Consider the following 15,447-nt stretch of genomic DNA (forward strand, 5'->3'; position numbering starts at 1 on the left):
GTCCCGCTTTTGCAGAACGCTTTTGATGATTACATCCGGACCAGCACAACAAAATTGCATTTGTTGCAATGTATTTCAAAAAATCAGTTTTTTCATTATTGGTGACAAACCTGAGTCAGCCCACGAGTCCTGGGCGGCGTGATGGCCGTGTCGGTGCACGGCAATGCCGCGTACTTTGGCGTCATTCGGGTTGAGAACTTCAGCATGGCTTTGTTGCTGCCGGGGTTGTTGGTAGCGGTTAGCTGCGGTCTGGCCGGTGGTGGCGTCGCTGGCGATGGGCGGGGCCTTGGGTAATGACATCGCCCAACCGACGGCTTACGCCAGTGCGCCGACGCTGATGGCCTTCATCATCGTCATGAGAATGGTGGCCCAAAAAAAAAAGAGCCCCAAAGGGCTCTAAACTCGTTTTGTTGATCTCGCCGCTTAAAACAAGAGCAACGCCTTCATTGTCTTTGATCAAATGCAATTCCTGAAATAGGGATTTCCCTTGCCACGCCGTCCAGTTGATGGTGTCGATGCGCCGGGTGTGCCGTTTTCACAAATCAATTTACTACTCATTTAATAGCATGTTGCCAAGTATCCATGGGGGCTACAGACCGATTTGTTATATAAAATCCGGCATGGGCCGCGCCTGTGCAGACCAACAATCGTTTTGCTCAACAATAGCCCCCAAGGAGAATCTTCAAGCGTGAATGAATTGCTACTCTGGGCCGCACTGGCCCTGGCCGTGCTCAATGCCGGCTTGCTGATTTGGATCGTTCTACAGCGCGGCGGCGCGCGGGACCAGGCCGAGCTTGACCGGCTGTCGCGGGAGACAGCACACCAGGCGCTGTTGGCACTGGTCGCAAACAGCTCGGAGCGGCTGGAGCGCGAGCTGCGCCGCGAGATCAGCGAGTCAGCACGTGGTGGACGCCAGGAACTGACGCAGAATCTGGCCACGTTTCAGCAAACGCTGGTGCAGCAGGGAGCACAAGCCACGCGCACGCAAAACAGCCAGATAGACGCCTTTGCCCAGCAGTTGGCCCTGCTGCAAAAGACGCTGTCGGATACGCTGACGACGCAACTCTCATCCCTGAGTGAATCGAACGCGCGGCGGATGAATGAAATTCGTGAGACGCTGGAAAAGCAGTTGGCGCAGCTGCAAGTCACCAATGCCGCCAAACTCGACGAGATGCGCGCGACGGTTGATGAAAAGTTGCAGACCACGCTGCAGACCCGGCTCGGCGAGAGCTTCAAGCAAGTGGCCGATCGATTGGAGCAAGTCCACAAGGGCCTGGGTGAAATGCAGACGCTGGCCGCCGGCGTGGGCGACCTCAAACACCTGCTGACCAACGTGAAGACCCGCGGCATTTTTGGTGAGGCGCAACTGGCCTCGCTGCTGGAACAGGTGTTGGTGGTTGATCAATACGCGGCGCAGGTGGCGACGCGTCCAGGCAGCAAAAACGTCGTCGACTTTGCCATCAAGCTGCCGGGCACGTCTGCGCATAGCGAGCCGCTGTGGCTGCCGATTGACGCCAAGTTTCCCAATGAGGACTACGAGCGGCTGCTGGACGCGCAGGGCAGGGCGGATATCTCTGGCGCTGAAGCCGCCGGCAAGGCGCTGGAGTTGCGCATCCGGCTGGAGGCGAAATCGATTGCCGACAAATATGTGGAGCCGCCGCACACCACCGATTTCGCCATCCTGTTTTTACCGACTGAAGGGCTGTATGCCGAGGTGCTGCGCCGGCCCGGCCTGATGCAGGCCCTGCAGCGCGAGCATCGCATCACGCTGGCTGGGCCGACCACGTTGCTGGCGATGCTGAGTTCCTTGCAAATGGGCTTTCGCACGCTCGCGCTGGAGAAGCGATCCAGCGAGGTATGGCAGGTGCTGGGTGCGGTCAAGACCGAGTTTGGCAAGTTTGGTGACGTGCTGGCCAAGGTCAAGTCGCAAACCGAGACCGTGCTCAAAACACTGGACAGTGCCGAGACCCGCAGCCGCGCCATGGGCCGCGCGCTGAAAAAAGTCGAGGCGCTGCCCGACACGCAAGTGCAGGCCCTGATCCCGATGGACAAAGACTTTGACAGCGACGTGGAGGCAGAGCGGGCGTGAGCCTCGCGCCTGCCCACCTGCCAGCCCCCCGCTTTGCGCTGGCGCGCCTGATCGCCGGGCAAATCTGCCTGCATGCCTGCATGGCCGGCATGCGCATGGCGGCACCCTTGCTGGCATTACGCGCGGGATACAGCGCCATGGCGGTCGGTTTCCTGCTGGCCCTGTTTGCCTTGACGCAGGTTTTTCTGGCCTTGCCGGCGGGCCGCTACGTGGACCGGCACGGGCTCAAGCGCCCGGTTGGTTTTTGTGTTGTTGCCGCGGCGCTGGGGGCCGCTCTGGCGGTGGCGTTCCCGGTCTTTCCCGTGCTGTGCCTGAGCGCCCTGATGACGGGTGGCTCAACGGGCGTGGCCGTCATTTCGCTGCAGCGCCATGTGGGGCGGGCCGCGCAGAATGCGACGGAGTTGAAGAAGGTGTTCAGCTGGCTGGCCATCGGTCCGGCGGTGTCGAATTTTGTCGGTCCCCTGACGGCTGGTCTGCTGATTGACTACAGCGGCTTTCGCGCGGCCTTTTTGTTGATGGCCTTGTTGCCACTGGCGACCTGGTTCTGGGTGCGCCGCACCGTGGAATTGCCTCCTGTAGCCGTGGTGCAGGGTGCTGCGCCCAACAAGGCGTGGGACTTGTTGCGCGAGCCCCTCATGCGCCGGCTGATACTGGTGAACTGGCTCTTGTCATCGTGCTGGGATGTGCACACCTTTGTGGTGCCGATTCTCGGGCACGAGCGCGGCCTCAGCGCTTCGGTGATCGGCATGATTCTGGGCGCATTTGCCATTGCGGCCGCCTTTGTCCGGGTGTTGCTGCCGGTGTTTGCGTCACATGTGCATGAGTGGTTTGTCGTGACTTCTGCCATGGTGATGACCGCCGTGCTGTTTGGTGTCTATCCCCTGATGACAACACCGCTGGCGATGGGGGCTTGTTCCGTTCTGTTGGGCTTGGCGCTCGGTTCGGTACAACCCATGATCATGAGCACCTTGCACCAGATCACGCCGGAGGCGCGCCATGGTGAAGCGCTCGGTCTGCGGCTGATGACCATCAATGCGTCGAGCGTGATGATGCCGATGTTGTTTGGCACCGCTGGGGCAGTGGTGGGGGTGTCCGTGGTGTTCTGGATCGTGGGATTGGCCGTCGGTGTTGGGGCACGCACAGCCTGGCGACTCAAACCGGTGTCGAGTTTGACTGCGTCGCCTGGCACAACAGAAACCTCAGAATGAACGTCGAACCGCATCAAACAGCCGGACCGTACGCCACGCGGTCGCGCTTGCTCTAAATGATGGCCTGCATTTCACCCGACAGTAAAACACGCGTGCCGCGTTCAGTACTGTGTACCGCGCTGAGCAATGCGTTAGCTACTTGCGCGGCCGCAACGGGTCTGTAGTTGGCGGGAATCAGGGGCTTGAACAGCGTCATCGCGAGCAAACCCAGTTTCTCAGCTGGCCGTGCGGCTTGTCCGAGGGCATCGCGGTTGCCGACCAGCAGCGATGGCCGCGCCAGGATCAAGACCTGGTAACCCAACCGGGCGAGGGCTTGTTCCATTTCACCTTTGACCCGGTTGTAAAATACATTGGATGCCGGGCTGGCGCCCATGGCGCTGACGACTCCCAATTTTGTAGCGCCTAGCGATTTACCGACGCGGGCTAGTGCCACAACAGCCTCAAAATCAAGCGCGCGAAAAGCGGCCTGGCTTCCGGCCACCTTGAGGGTTGTGCCGAGTGCGACAAAGACGTCGTCAACGTGCTTGATGCCGGGCAGCGCAGACAGGGTGGCGAAATCCACCACGTGACTGAAAAGCTTCGGGTGTTCGAGCGTTAACGGTCGACGGCCCACACAGTGGACCGCCGCATAGCGCTTATCGGTTAAAAGAGCCGCGAGAACTGCCCGGCCCACGAGACCCGTTGCCCCCGCCACCAAAGCCACCCGCGCCGCCGGAGCGCCCACCTGATCCCGCATAAGAACCTCCCGTACGGTTGCCGCCACCGAAACCACCGCCACCACGGCGGGCACCACGTTCAGCCATCATGTCGACGCTGGTACGCATGGGGTCGGGCTGGCTCGACGGCGACCGCGAGGGTGCCGAGTTGCCGCCGCCGTAAGCACCACTATTGCCACCGCCATTGCCACCTGGATACCCACCCGCATTGCCAGCGCGCCCTTGTGCGGGGCGTTGGCCGGGGCCACGTGCGGCCTGTTCGCCCGCCGAGGCGTGGCTGCGTGGTGCCGCCGAGCGCTGTCCGCCGCCGTTGCCACCCCGACCCGCACCGGCGCGGCCACCGCGCTCACCCTGCGGGCCCTTGTTCTCGCGCACCCGTTGCAGCATCTCGGTGCGTGCCGTTCTGGCCGCTGCCTGCATGACATCGCGGCTGGGCGGCTTGCCTGCGCCACCCCAAATGGTCTGGCGACCCATGGCGATCGGTTCAGCCTGTTCGCCGGGCTCCGGCATGAAGCCTTCTACGATCTGGACTTCAATGTCCTGCTTGGTAAAGCGCTCAATCGCCTGCATGAAGCCTTCTTCGTCCAGGCACACCAGGTTGACGGCAGCACCGTCAGCGCCCGCACGCCCGGTGCGGCCAATGCGGTGCACATAGTCTTCGCAAACGTTGGGGATGTCGTAGTTCACCACATGCGGCAGGTCGTCAATGTCAATGCCGCGGGCGGCAATGTCAGTCGCCACCAGGGCCCGAATGTCGCCGCTCTTGAAGCCGGCCAGCGCCTGGGTGCGCGCCGCCTGGCTTTTGTTGCCGTGCAGGGCCATGGCATTGATGCCGCTTTTGGTCAGGAATTCGGCGACGTTGTTGGCGCCAAATTTGGTGCGGGTGAACACCAGCACCTGGCTCCAGTTACGCTCTTGAACGATGTGCGCCAGTAGCGCTTTCTTTTTGCCGCGACCGACCGGGTGAATCAGCTGCGTGATGCGCTGCACGGTCGTGTTGCGCGGCGTGACCTGGATGGTGAGTGGGCTTTTGAGCAGTGTGGCGGCGAGCTCACGAATTTCTTCACTGAAGGTGGCCGAGAACAGCAGGCTCTGTTTGTCTTTGGGGACCACGGCCAGCACTTTTTTGACGTCATGGATAAAGCCCATGTCGAGCATACGGTCGGCCTCGTCGAGTACCAGGATTTGCACCTGACTCAAATCCAGCACGCCTTGTTGCAGCAGGTCCAGCAGGCGACCCGGGGTGGCCACCAGAATGTCGACGCCTTTTTTGACGCGGCTGATCTGCGGGTTCATGCCGACGCCGCCGAAAATCACGGTCGACGTCAGTTCCACGTATTTGCCGTAGGTCTGCACCGATTCTTCGACTTGGGCGGCGAGTTCACGGGTGGGTGTCAGCACCAGGGCGCGAATGCCAATGCCGCCGAATTTGTTGCGGGCCGCTTCACTCTGGCTCAGCTTGTGCAGCATGGGCAGTACAAACGCGGCTGTTTTACCGGTACCGGTTTGGGCGCCGCCAAGCAGGTCGTGGCCGTCGAGCACGGCCGGAATGGCTTGCGCTTGAATCGGGGTGGGGGTCTCGTAGCCCTGCTCAAGCACGGCTTTGATAATGGCCGGAGCCAAATTTAGTTCTTCAAATTTCATGGTTTGGCGCCTATCCTGGGCGCTGTGGCATCGGCCTGCTCGGTGCTTGAAACACTGAATCAGTCAAAGGCAGATGGGGTACAAAGGGTGAACGTCCGCGCGAGGCATGGTTCCCAGCAAGGTGCTGGCGTAGCGGGCAACTGACGCTCCGCAACTGATGCATTGTCGCATGATCTCGATGTTTTGCCCATCGCCTCATGGAATTCAATGGATTAACCAGTGTCGGACATGTGGTCTGGACTCCCGCACACCACAATTGATTTCGTCACGGCAGGCCGATTGGAAACAGTCTGTTACCGAGACAGTCTCTGCCTGGTGGCAGCGGGGAGAATTGGTTCGACGAACTGAATCTGCAATGAGGGGCCATTCCTGATGAAGAAATTTCTGCTTCGGCGTATCGGTGCGGCGCACGATCAGGCCAATGGTCGTGCCTCGCTGCGGGAATGCCTGGAAGTCGTGCTGATGCAGGCCGACAACCTGATGGATGATGTGCTGGAAGGATTGGCCGCAGCGGCCACCACGCCCAAGAGTAAAAGGTCTTTTGGGCAACACTTCGCCGTCAGCAAAACCGTGACTGATGCGCTGCGTATGCAGGCCGCGTCCGTCAAAGCGACGTTCAAAGCACAATTGCGGCTGGGTTTATACAACACCGGTTCCCAACAAATCGCGGCGCATACGCTGTTGCGTTTTGACGATTTGCAGCAACTCGACTCCCACCAAATTGATGCCAGCATTGAATTTGCGCTGGCGCAGCAGGAGGTTATCCGCTGTGTTGATGACCTGCTTCCAGCCTTGAATGGCCTGGTCAGCAGTCTGTTGGGTTGGATCACGGTTCAGCCGCAGCTCAACCCGCTCAAACCCGAGGTTTTTGTGAGGGCACTGCAAGCAAGCCTGGCGGAGCATGCGCCGGACGAGCAGGCGCGGGCAGCGCTTATCACGCCCGCTGCAGGATTGCTAGGGGTGAGCCTGCATAAGCTTTACCGTGAAGTCTGCATTTGGTTGCGCTCACAAGGCATCGAGCCCGCCTCGCCTGTGGGCGCTTTGCCGGGTGGGCGTGCAGCGGCCGGAAAGGGTACCCAGAACGCGGTTTCGCGCACCTTGGTGACGCTTGACAAACTGCGCAAGCTGCTTTCGGGCGAGCTTGACGGTGCGCAGGGCAACCCGGCCGCGCAGGACTTTTTGCAAACGGTGCCCGCCTGCTATGACGCACTGGAAGACATGAAGTTGATAGAGCCCATGATGAAACGTCTGGCGCAGCGCGCCAGTTTGCCTTCGAACCCGGGCGTGCCGGTAGAGACACCTCAGCAGATGGTCGTGCGTGAGCCGACGCAGGGCAAGCAGTTGGGCAAGCAACTGGGTGCCGAAGTTGTACGCCTGATGCTGGACAACCTGATGCAAGACGAAAGACTGCTGCTTAAAGTGCGTGCACTTATCAAGACGCTGGAGCCGGTGCTGTTGACGCTTTCCGATGCCGATCCCCGGTTCTTCAGCGAACGTCAGCATCCGGCACGCCAGTTCCTGGACCGACTGACGCACCGCAGTCTGGGTTACACGTCTGAAAATGATGACGGGTTTTCCCGGTTCTTGGCATCCATTTCAGAGGCGGTTGGCGTTTTGACCGGTGGCGATGGTGATGCCGCATCGTTTGCCCAGGTGGGGCACGTGCTTGAAACGGGTTGGGCTTTGGATGAGGTCAAGCAGCGGCAACAACAAGAAGAAGCAGCGCGCGCGTTGCTGCACGTGGAGCACAGAAACCTGCTGGCGCAGCGGCTGGCAGACGAGTTCCAGGAACGTCAAAAAGACAAGCAGATTCCTGAGCTGGTGACTGGTTTTCTGCGTGGGCCTTGGGCACAGGTGGTGGCGGAGTCGCAGTTGGGGTGTGCCGACGGCAGCACCGACCCCGACGGCTATCTGGCGTTGGTGGACGATTTGATCTGGAGCGTCCAACATCAATTGACCCGGCGCAATCGGCTCAGACTCGTGCAACTGGTGCCTAATTTGCTGGTCAAGTTGCGTCACGGCCTACAGCTGATTCAATATCCACAGGAGCGTATTCCGGTCTTGTTTGACGCCTTGGTCACGCTGCATGAAAAAGCATTTGAAGGTCGCCGTGTTGGACCCGTTGCCGGAGCGGCAGAGCCCGCGGCTCAGACAGCTGGCGACCTGTTGGATGTCGGCAGCCTGATGGATGTGCCTGACATGCTGGACGAGGAGGGTCTTTGGGGCGCCGATGATCAGGCCCAGGAATCGGCTTATTCGGAGCCTGATGTTCAACATCTATCAGCTACCGACGTTCAGCGCCCTTGGTCTGTTGTGGAGCTCACCCCAGGGGTTTGGGTGGAACTGATTGTGGATGATGTGTGGGTGCGCGCGCAATTGACCTGGGCCAGTCCGCACCAGACTCTTTTCATGTTTATTTCCCGCGGCGGGATGGCGCATGCGTTGTCCCGGCGCACCATGGAACGCCTGCGGATGAAGGGTCGGGTGCGCTTCATCTCGGATGGTCATGTGGTTGACAACGCGCTTGACGCCGTGGCCCAGATGGCTTTGGAAAATGACCTGGGTCGGGTGGAGAAACAACCTTAATCCAGGCTGGTGGCGCCGCCGCGCCGGGCGAACCGTCGATAATAGCGGGTTTCCATTTAGAAGTACCCCGCACGACCCATGGCTCAATACGTATTTTCCATGAACCACCTCGGCAAGATTGTTCCGCCGAAAAAGTTCATTCTCAAAGACATTTCCCTCAGCTTTTTCCCCGGCGCCAAAATTGGCGTGCTGGGCACCAATGGCTCCGGCAAGTCCACCCTGCTAAAAATCATGGCCGGGGTCGACAAGGAGTTTGAAGGCGAAGCCATTCCCATGGCCGGTCTGAACATTGGCTACTTGCCGCAAGAGCCGCAACTGGACCCCGAACAGACGGTACGTGAAAGCGTGGAAGCCGGCATGGGTGATGTGTTCAAAGCCAAAGCCCGGCTGGAAGAAATTTACGCCGCTTACGGCGACGAAGATGCCGACTTCGACGCTCTGGCTGAAGAACAAGCCCGGATGGAAGCCATCATTGGCAGCACGGGCGCGGATACGGAGCACCAACTTGAAATAGCGGCTGACGCGCTGCGGCTGCCTCCGTGGGAGGCGAGGGTCGGCGTGCTCTCCGGGGGCGAAAAGCGCCGGGTCGCCCTGTGCCGCCTGCTGCTGTCCAAGCCGGACATGCTGCTGCTCGATGAGCCTACCAATCACCTGGATGCCGAATCGGTGGACTGGCTGGAACAGTTCTTGAAGCGCTATCCCGGCACCGTGGTGGCCATCACCCATGACCGCTATTTTCTGGACAACGCCGCCGAGTGGATTCTGGAGCTCGACCGGGGCAATGGCATGCCTTACAAAGGCAACTACAGCGCGTGGTTGGAGCAAAAGCAGGAGCGCCTGTCGCAAGAGCAAAAGGGCGAAGAATCTCGTGCCAAGGCACTCAAGAAAGAGCTTGAATGGTCACGCCAGAACCCCAAGGCACGCCAAGCCAAGAGCAAGGCCCGTTTGGCCCGCTTTGAAGAGCTGTCTGACTTTGAATATCAGAAACGCAACGAAACCAACGAAATCTTCATCCCCGTCGCTGACCGCCTCGGGAACGAAGTGATTGAATTTGTCAATGTCAGCAAGTCGTTTGGCGACCGCATGCTTATCGATAACCTGAGCTTCAAGGTGCCACCGGGTGCCATCGTCGGCATTATTGGCCCCAACGGTGCCGGTAAATCGACCTTGTTCCGCATGATCGCGGGCAAGGAAAAACCCGACAGTGGCGAGGTCAAGATTGGCTCCACCGTCAAGATGGCATTTGTCGACCAGCACCGGGATGACTTGTCGAACGAAAAAACCGTCTGGGAAGACGTGTCCGGCGGGCTTGACATTCTGAACGTGGGCAAGTTCCAGATGGCCAGCCGCGCGTATTGCGGACGTTTCAATTTCAACGGCGCGGACCAGCAAAAACGCGTGGGAACACTGTCGGGTGGTGAGCGCGGGCGACTGCATTTGGCCAAGACCCTGATTGCTGGCGGCAATGTGTTGATGCTCGATGAGCCTTCCAACGACCTGGATGTGGAAACTTTGCGGGCGTTGGAAGACGCCTTGCTGGAGTTCGCCGGCTCCATCATGGTCATCAGCCATGACCGCTGGTTCCTGGACCGTATTGCCACCCACATTTTGGCTTGCGAAGGCGACAGCCAGTGGACCTTCTTTGATGGCAACTACCAGGAATATGAAGCCGACAAGCGCAAACGCCTCGGTGAAGAGGGCGCCAAACCGCATCGCATGCGGTTCAAAGCCCTCAAATAAGCGCTGTGAAGCGCACCAAAAACCTCAAGGTTTGGGGTTTTTGGTGGCAATGACGATCTGGAAGTTGCCAAAGAACACGGTGCGGCGCTCGCAGGTAAAGCCACCCATCGCTTCAAGTTGATTCAGCGGGTCGTGAGAATCCCAGAGTGCCAGACCCAAGGGTTCAAACACCTTGAAGTAAGTCCAGCTCAGCGCGCGAAGTACCCATAGATCAGGCCGATGAAATTCGGCCAGATAGAGTTTTCCGCCCGGTACCAGCACGCGCATGGCTTCACTCAAGGCCACGCTCTTGAGGTGGTGCGGTAACTCGTGCAGTAGGAAAAAAATCACATTAGCGTCAACCGACTCGTCCGCCTGCTTCATCGATGTGGCGTTCTCTTGCAGAAATTCAAGTTTGCCCGCGAACTCGGGGAGCTTGCTATTAGCGTGCACCAACTCGTTCTTGATGATGTCGGCAATCAGCACGCGTTTGGCGCCTGATTTGACGGCCGCGGTGACCACGCGGGGAATCACATTGCCAAAAGCACAGGATGTGATCAGCACTTTTTTTCCACGCAAGTCCATGTGGTGCAGCCCGCTGGTAATGGCAGAGACCAGCCGGTCGTATTGAAACAGCAAAATGGCAGCAATGACTGGCTGAAAATCGATCAATTTGATCAGCCGCATGTTCGAGTAAAGGGGGTAGACATGGGCTGCATCGTCTTCCAAATTGCCCATAGCGCCGCGCACGATCAGCGTGCCGCGGGTCAGCGCGAAGAAGAAGAGGGCCGTGCTGGAAAGAACGACAAACACGCCGATAAACGTATATAAAAACCAGGCAGACATTGCTTTCCTTAGAGGGTCAAGATGATTCTTGAATCATAACTGACGGGTTTCCCCGGGGCCCCCTTGGAAGATTGACCTCGCTCAATAGATTGGTGTTCAGGCGCTGACAAACCTTGGGTGCAGCCACTTGAAGCAGGCGCACAGTAGCGCCGCTGGCCAAGTGGCAATCAACTGGCTGCCAGTTTGGCTGCCAGTTGACTTAGCGCCTGGTAAGCCTCGCCCGCCGTGGTATTCCACTGCGCGATGGCCTCGCCTTGGCGCTGTACCAGGGCCGTGTCGCCCCGGGCGGCAGGGCCGGTCAAGGCGCAAACGGGGCCGAGTGCCAGGATGTTGTTGACCGCATTGCGCAGTAGAGTGGTGCTGAGCTGCGCCACCATGTCGGCGGGCACTCCGCTGTCGCGCCACAACTGCTGTGCCAAGTCTTGTAGCACCGGCAGAAAATTGGTCGAAAATACGGCCCCCGCGTGATACAGCAGTTTGTGCTCGGCCGCCAGCGGGAAGCAGCGTGTGCCAATGCGGACAAATGCGGGCTCAAGGGCCAGAGTCGCCGATGGGTCGCCTTCAAGCGCGCAGGGGGAACCTGCCAATTGTTGCAGTGCGGTGCCGGGGTCGGCAAAACTGAGCAGGCAGTGTGCGCTGGCCAGTTGCCAGCCCAGGGAGCGCAATGACGCCAGTTCGGTAGAAGAGAGGGCGCCGCTGCAGTGAAAGGCGATGGCGGGTGGCTTGCCGGGGTTGGTTGGGGCGGATTTGGCCCAGTTTGCGGCGGCTTGTGCCAGTGCCACAGCAGTCTGGGCAATCTGGTCGTCGGGCACCGCCAGCATCCAGACATCGGCCGGGCGCAGATCTGCCAGACGGGTTGTGGCTCGTCCCGCGCCCATAAAAGCCACCGCCTGCTCGGCCGACGCCAGCGAGCGCGTCAGCACATCCTGTACGCGATAGACGCCGCTGCTGTGCCAGGCACGGCCCAAGGTCTTGCCTACCCGACCGCAACCAACGATGTTGATGGATTTCATGGCGCCAATGATAAGTGCTATAAAAAAAATAGCTGCTTACGCCCGTTCTACGGGGGTTAAGCAGCTATTTTGTCTAAAGTTTTGGATTGGCTTAAATGACCTTGGCAATCGACGCGCAGACGTAGTCAATGTTCTTGCTGTTGAGCGCGGCCACGCACATGCGCCCGGTATCGGTGCCATACACACCAAACTCACTGCGCAGGCGCACCATCTGGTCCTTGGACAGGCCTGAGTAGCTGAACATGCCGATTTGCTGGGTGATGAAGCTCATGTCTTGCTTGATGCCAGCGGCTTTCAGGCCGTCGACCAGCTTCTGGCGCATGGCTTTGATGCGCACCCGCATTTCGCCTAATTCTTTTTCCCACAGGGCGCGCAGCTCGGGTGTTCCCAGCACGGCGGCCACGATGGCGCCACCGTGGCTGGGCGGGTTGCTGTAATTGGTGCGAATCACGATCTTGAGCTGGCTCAGGACCCGGCTGGCTTCTTCCTTGTTGTCGCACAGCACGCTCAAGGCGCCAACACGCTCACCGTACAGGCTGAAGCTCTTGCTGAAGCTGGTCGCCACAAAAAACAACAGGCCAGCGGCAACAAATTTACCGATCACCGCACCATCTTCGGTCAAGCCGTAGCCAAAGCCCTGGTAAGCCATGTCGAGGAACGGCACCAGGTTTTTGGCCTTGACCGCGGCAATCACTTGATCCCACTGGGCCGGGCTGATGTCATAGCCGGTCGGGTTGTGGCAGCAAGCGTGTAGCACCACCACGGTGCCAGCAGCGGCGGCGTTGAGGTCGGCCAGCATGCCCGCAAAGTCAAGGCTGCGTGTGGCGGCATCGTAGTAGCGGTAAGACTCAACCGTGAAGCCGGCATTGGTGAACAGCGCGCGGTGGTTTTCCCAGCTGGGGTCGCTGATCAACACCTTGGCCTTGGGGTTGAGTTTCTTCAAAAAATCGGCTCCCACCTTGAGGCCCCCGGTGCCACCCAGCGCCTGGATGGTGGCAATGCGGCCACTCTTGACGGGCTCACTGTCAGCGCCAAACACCAAGGCCTTGACGGCTGCGTCGTAAGCGGCAATGCCGTCAATTGGCAGGTAACCGTGGGGTTTTGGCGCATCCATCATGGCTTTCTCGGCTGCCAGCACACATTGGAGCAGGGGCAGTTTGCCGTTGTCGTCGAAGTACACGCCCACGCCCAAATTAACTTTGGCCGGGTTGGTGTCGGCATTGAATTGTTCGTTGAGACCCAGAATCGGGTCGCGCGGGGCCATTTCGACAGCGGAAAAGAGAGACATGGGGGTTCCTGTTCAGAGTGGTATTGGAAAAAAACCGAGAATAAGGGTTTTGCCGGATTGCAAACGGTTATTTTACCGAGCGCTTGCGTGCTGACTGACCTTTTTTATGACTGTACCCACTCCCGCCGCTCTTGTTACGTCCTCTGATGCCGAGCCGGTTCGCTCCGGCACCTTTGTACGCTACCCCGACTCACCCTTTGAGCTGTATCAGCCGTACCCACCCGCTGGCGACCAACCAGAGGCCATCAACCAACTGGTGGAAGGCGTCAATGACGGTGAGGTGTTTCAAATCTTGCTGGGCGTCACCGGCTCGGGCAAAACCTTCACCATGGCCAATGTGATTGCCAGACTGGGGCGGCCCGCCATTGTGTTTGCGCCCAACAAAACACTGGCGGCGCAGTTGTACAGCGAGTTCCGTGAGTTTTTTCCCAAGAATGCTGTGGAGTACTTCGTCAGTTATTACGACTACTACCAGCCCGAGGCCTATGTGCCGCAGCGCGATTTGTTCATTGAAAAAGACTCGGCCATCAACGAGCACATCGAACAAATGCGCTTGAGCTGTACCAAAAGCGTGCTGGAGCGCCGCGACGTGGTGATTGTGGCCACGGTGTCGGCCATCTACGGCATTGGCCAGCCCGAGGCGTATCACAAAATGGTGATGACGCTGCGGGTGGGCGACAAGCTGGGCCAGCGCGACATGATTGCCCAACTGGTGCGCATGCAGTACCAGCGCAACGATGTGGATTTTTCACGCGGGGCGTTTCGGGTGCGCGGTGACACCATTGATATTTTTCCGGCCGAGCACAGCGAGATGGCGATCCGGGTCGAGCTGTTTGACGACGAGATCGAGTCACTGCAGCTGTTTGACCCACTCACCGGGCGCATCCGGCAAAAAATACCGCGCTTTACCGTCTACCCCAGCAGTCATTACGTGACCCCGCGCGAGCAGGTGCTGTCTGCGGTGGAGGCGATCAAGATCGAGTTGGCAGAACGCATCAAGGAGTTTGTTGGCCAGGGCAAGCTGGTGGAGGCGCAGCGCATTGAGCAGCGCACGCGGTTTGATCTGGAGATGCTCAGCGAGGTGGGGCATTGCAAGGGCATTGAAAACTATTCTCGGCACCTGAGCGGTGCCGCCCCCGGTGAGCCGCCTGCCACGTTGACAGATTACCTGCCGAAAGACGCGCTGATGTTTCTGGACGAAAGCCATGTGCTGATCGGCCAGTTTGGTGCCATGTACAACGGCGACCGCTCGCGCAAGACCACGCTGGTTGAATACGGTTTCAGGCTGCCCAGCGCGTTGGATAACCGACCGCTCAAGTTTGAAGAGTTCGAGACCCGCATGCGCCAGGCCATTTTTGTCTCCGCCACGCCCGCGCAATGGGAAAAAGACCATGCCGGAAAAATTGTTGAACAACTGGTGCGCCCGACCGGCCTGGTTGACCCTGAAGTGGAAGTGCGTCCGGCGGTGAATCAGGTGGATGATGTGCTGCAAGAAATCCGCATTCGTGTCGAAAAACATGAGCGCGTGTTGATCACCACGCTGACCAAGCGCATGGCCGAACAGCTGACCGATTATTTGAGTGACAACGGGGTCAAGGTGCGCTACCTGCACAGCGACATCGACACCGTGGAGCGGGTCGAAATTTTGCGCGACCTGCGTTTGGGCACGTTTGATGTGCTGGTGGGTATCAACCTGCTGCGCGAGGGACTGGATATTCCCGAGGTGTCGCTGGTAGCGATTCTGGATGCCGATAAAGAAGGCTTTTTGCGCTCCGAGCGCTCCCTGATCCAGACCATTGGTCGTGCTGCCCGCAATCTGGAGGGACGTGCGATTTTGTATGCCGATAAGGTGACCGAGTCGATGAGAAAAGCGATTGGCGAGACTGAGCGCCGTCGTGTCAAACAGGTGACGCACAACCTGGCGATGGGAATCACACCACGCTCCATCGTGAAGCAGGTGAAAGATCTGATCGACGGTGTTTACAGCGAAAAAGCCGGCCAAGAGGCAGAAAAGCTGGAGCGCGACGCGATGCAGCGTGCTCAGGTGGAAGACATGAGCGAGAAAGACATCTCCCGCGAGATCAAGAGGCTGGAAAAACTGATGATGGAACACGCGCGCAACCTGGAGTTCGAAAAGGCGGCGCGGGTGCGCGATCAGCTGGGTATTTTGAAGGAACAGGCCTTTGGCGCAGCGGGCAGGGACAACGTGGTGGTTATTGCTGCAGGAACAAAAGACTAAAAAATACTGATCAGTCTAGTTACCCGAGTAAATTACTTGGTTTCTTGATATACTCAACTATATTAGTCAAGTAAGTACGATTCAGCTTCAAGGAGTATG

The 15,447-nt window shown here is 59.0% G+C and carries 11 protein-coding genes; 5 read left to right on the top strand and 6 right to left on the bottom strand.

The genetic code is table 11. The annotated features are described in order from the left end of the window. Nucleotides 1–75 precede the first annotated feature (75 nt). Nucleotides 76–300 carry a hypothetical protein gene (locus RFER_RS24590; RefSeq protein WP_244095707.1) on the bottom strand — a complete coding sequence of 75 codons (225 nt, stop codon included), beginning with the start codon at nt 298–300 and terminating at the stop codon, nt 76–78. Nucleotides 301–688: 388 nt separating this feature from the next. Here RFER_RS24590 and RFER_RS10945 point away from each other — a divergent pair, with 388 nt between their 5' ends. Together RFER_RS10945 and RFER_RS10950 are read left to right on the top strand one after the other, a co-directional pair. Beyond that, nucleotides 689–2,089, top strand: a complete 1,401-nt coding sequence (locus RFER_RS10945) for a DNA recombination protein RmuC (RefSeq protein WP_011464458.1) — start codon at nt 689–691, stop codon at nt 2,087–2,089. Next, entirely contained in the window at nt 2,086–3,297 is a 1,212-nt protein-coding gene (locus tag RFER_RS10950) for an MFS transporter (protein WP_011464459.1), read from the top strand. Before RFER_RS10945 ends, RFER_RS10950 begins: the two co-directional genes overlap by 4 nt. A gap of 52 nt (nt 3,298–3,349) precedes the next feature. Here the strand turns inward: RFER_RS10950 and RFER_RS10955 are convergent, their stop codons facing one another. Next, complete coding sequence (locus RFER_RS10955; RefSeq protein ID WP_011464460.1) at nt 3,350–4,033, bottom strand: nucleoside-diphosphate sugar epimerase; 684 nt, start codon at nt 4,031–4,033, stop codon at nt 3,350–3,352. Continuing rightward, nucleotides 3,933–5,657 (bottom strand): DEAD/DEAH box helicase, encoded by a 1,725-nt coding sequence (locus tag RFER_RS10960; protein ID WP_011464461.1) that lies wholly within the window; start codon nt 5,655–5,657, stop codon nt 3,933–3,935. Before RFER_RS10960 ends, RFER_RS10955 begins: the two co-directional genes overlap by 101 nt. Before the next feature lie 372 nt (nt 5,658–6,029). On the opposite strand from RFER_RS10960, the gene RFER_RS10965 reads away from it, so the two are divergent. Both RFER_RS10965 and ettA read left to right on the top strand, forming a co-directional pair. Then, nucleotides 6,030–8,243 carry a DUF1631 family protein gene (locus RFER_RS10965; protein WP_011464462.1) on the top strand — a complete coding sequence of 738 codons (2,214 nt, stop codon included), beginning with the start codon at nt 6,030–6,032 and terminating at the stop codon, nt 8,241–8,243. 78 nt (nt 8,244–8,321) lie between these two features. Then, nucleotides 8,322–9,983, top strand: a complete 1,662-nt coding sequence (gene ettA, locus RFER_RS10970; RefSeq protein ID WP_011464463.1) for an energy-dependent translational throttle protein EttA — start codon at nt 8,322–8,324, stop codon at nt 9,981–9,983. 24 nt (nt 9,984–10,007) lie between these two features. On the opposite strand, the gene RFER_RS10975 is transcribed toward ettA, so the two are convergent. The 3 genes from RFER_RS10975 to RFER_RS10985 all read right to left on the bottom strand — a co-directional run bounded on the left by RFER_RS10975 (nt 10,008) and on the right by RFER_RS10985 (nt 13,109). Beyond that, a complete protein-coding gene (locus RFER_RS10975) occupies nt 10,008–10,808 on the bottom strand; it encodes a class I SAM-dependent methyltransferase (protein WP_011464464.1) in 801 nt (266 codons plus the stop codon). A 167-nt stretch (nt 10,809–10,975) separates the two neighbouring features. Further along, nucleotides 10,976–11,821: a Rossmann-like and DUF2520 domain-containing protein gene (locus RFER_RS10980; RefSeq protein ID WP_011464465.1), complete on the bottom strand. Its 846-nt coding sequence runs from the start codon at nt 11,819–11,821 to the stop codon at nt 10,976–10,978. 91 nt (nt 11,822–11,912) lie between these two features. Beyond that, entirely contained in the window at nt 11,913–13,109 is a 1,197-nt protein-coding gene (locus RFER_RS10985; RefSeq protein ID WP_011464466.1) for an amino acid aminotransferase, read from the bottom strand. A 106-nt stretch (nt 13,110–13,215) separates the two neighbouring features. Between RFER_RS10985 and uvrB the strand changes: the two genes are divergently transcribed. Further along, entirely contained in the window at nt 13,216–15,348 is a 2,133-nt protein-coding gene (uvrB, locus tag RFER_RS10990) for an excinuclease ABC subunit UvrB (RefSeq protein ID WP_011464467.1), read from the top strand. Nucleotides 15,349–15,447: the final 99 nt, after the last annotated feature.

Origin of the sequence: Rhodoferax ferrireducens T118 (assembly GCF_000013605.1) — a bacterium.
GTDB lineage: Bacteria > Pseudomonadota > Gammaproteobacteria > Burkholderiales > Burkholderiaceae_C > Rhodoferax > Rhodoferax ferrireducens.

Coding starts and splice junctions, on each gene's coding strand:
- RFER_RS10985 (WP_011464466.1), bottom strand. CDS start 13,109: ATGTCTCTCTTTTCCGCTGTCGAAATGGCCCCGCGCGACCCGATTCTG.
- RFER_RS10965 (WP_011464462.1), top strand. CDS start 6,030: ATGAAGAAATTTCTGCTTCGGCGTATCGGTGCGGCGCACGATCAGGCC.
- RFER_RS10960 (WP_011464461.1), bottom strand. CDS start 5,657: ATGAAATTTGAAGAACTAAATTTGGCTCCGGCCATTATCAAAGCCGTG.
- RFER_RS24590 (WP_244095707.1), bottom strand. CDS start 300: ATGTCATTACCCAAGGCCCCGCCCATCGCCAGCGACGCCACCACCGGC.
- ettA (WP_011464463.1), top strand. CDS start 8,322: ATGGCTCAATACGTATTTTCCATGAACCACCTCGGCAAGATTGTTCCG.
- uvrB (WP_011464467.1), top strand. CDS start 13,216: ATGACTGTACCCACTCCCGCCGCTCTTGTTACGTCCTCTGATGCCGAG.
- RFER_RS10980 (WP_011464465.1), bottom strand. CDS start 11,821: ATGAAATCCATCAACATCGTTGGTTGCGGTCGGGTAGGCAAGACCTTG.
- RFER_RS10955 (WP_011464460.1), bottom strand. CDS start 4,033: ATGCGGGATCAGGTGGGCGCTCCGGCGGCGCGGGTGGCTTTGGTGGCG.
- RFER_RS10975 (WP_011464464.1), bottom strand. CDS start 10,808: ATGTCTGCCTGGTTTTTATATACGTTTATCGGCGTGTTTGTCGTTCTT.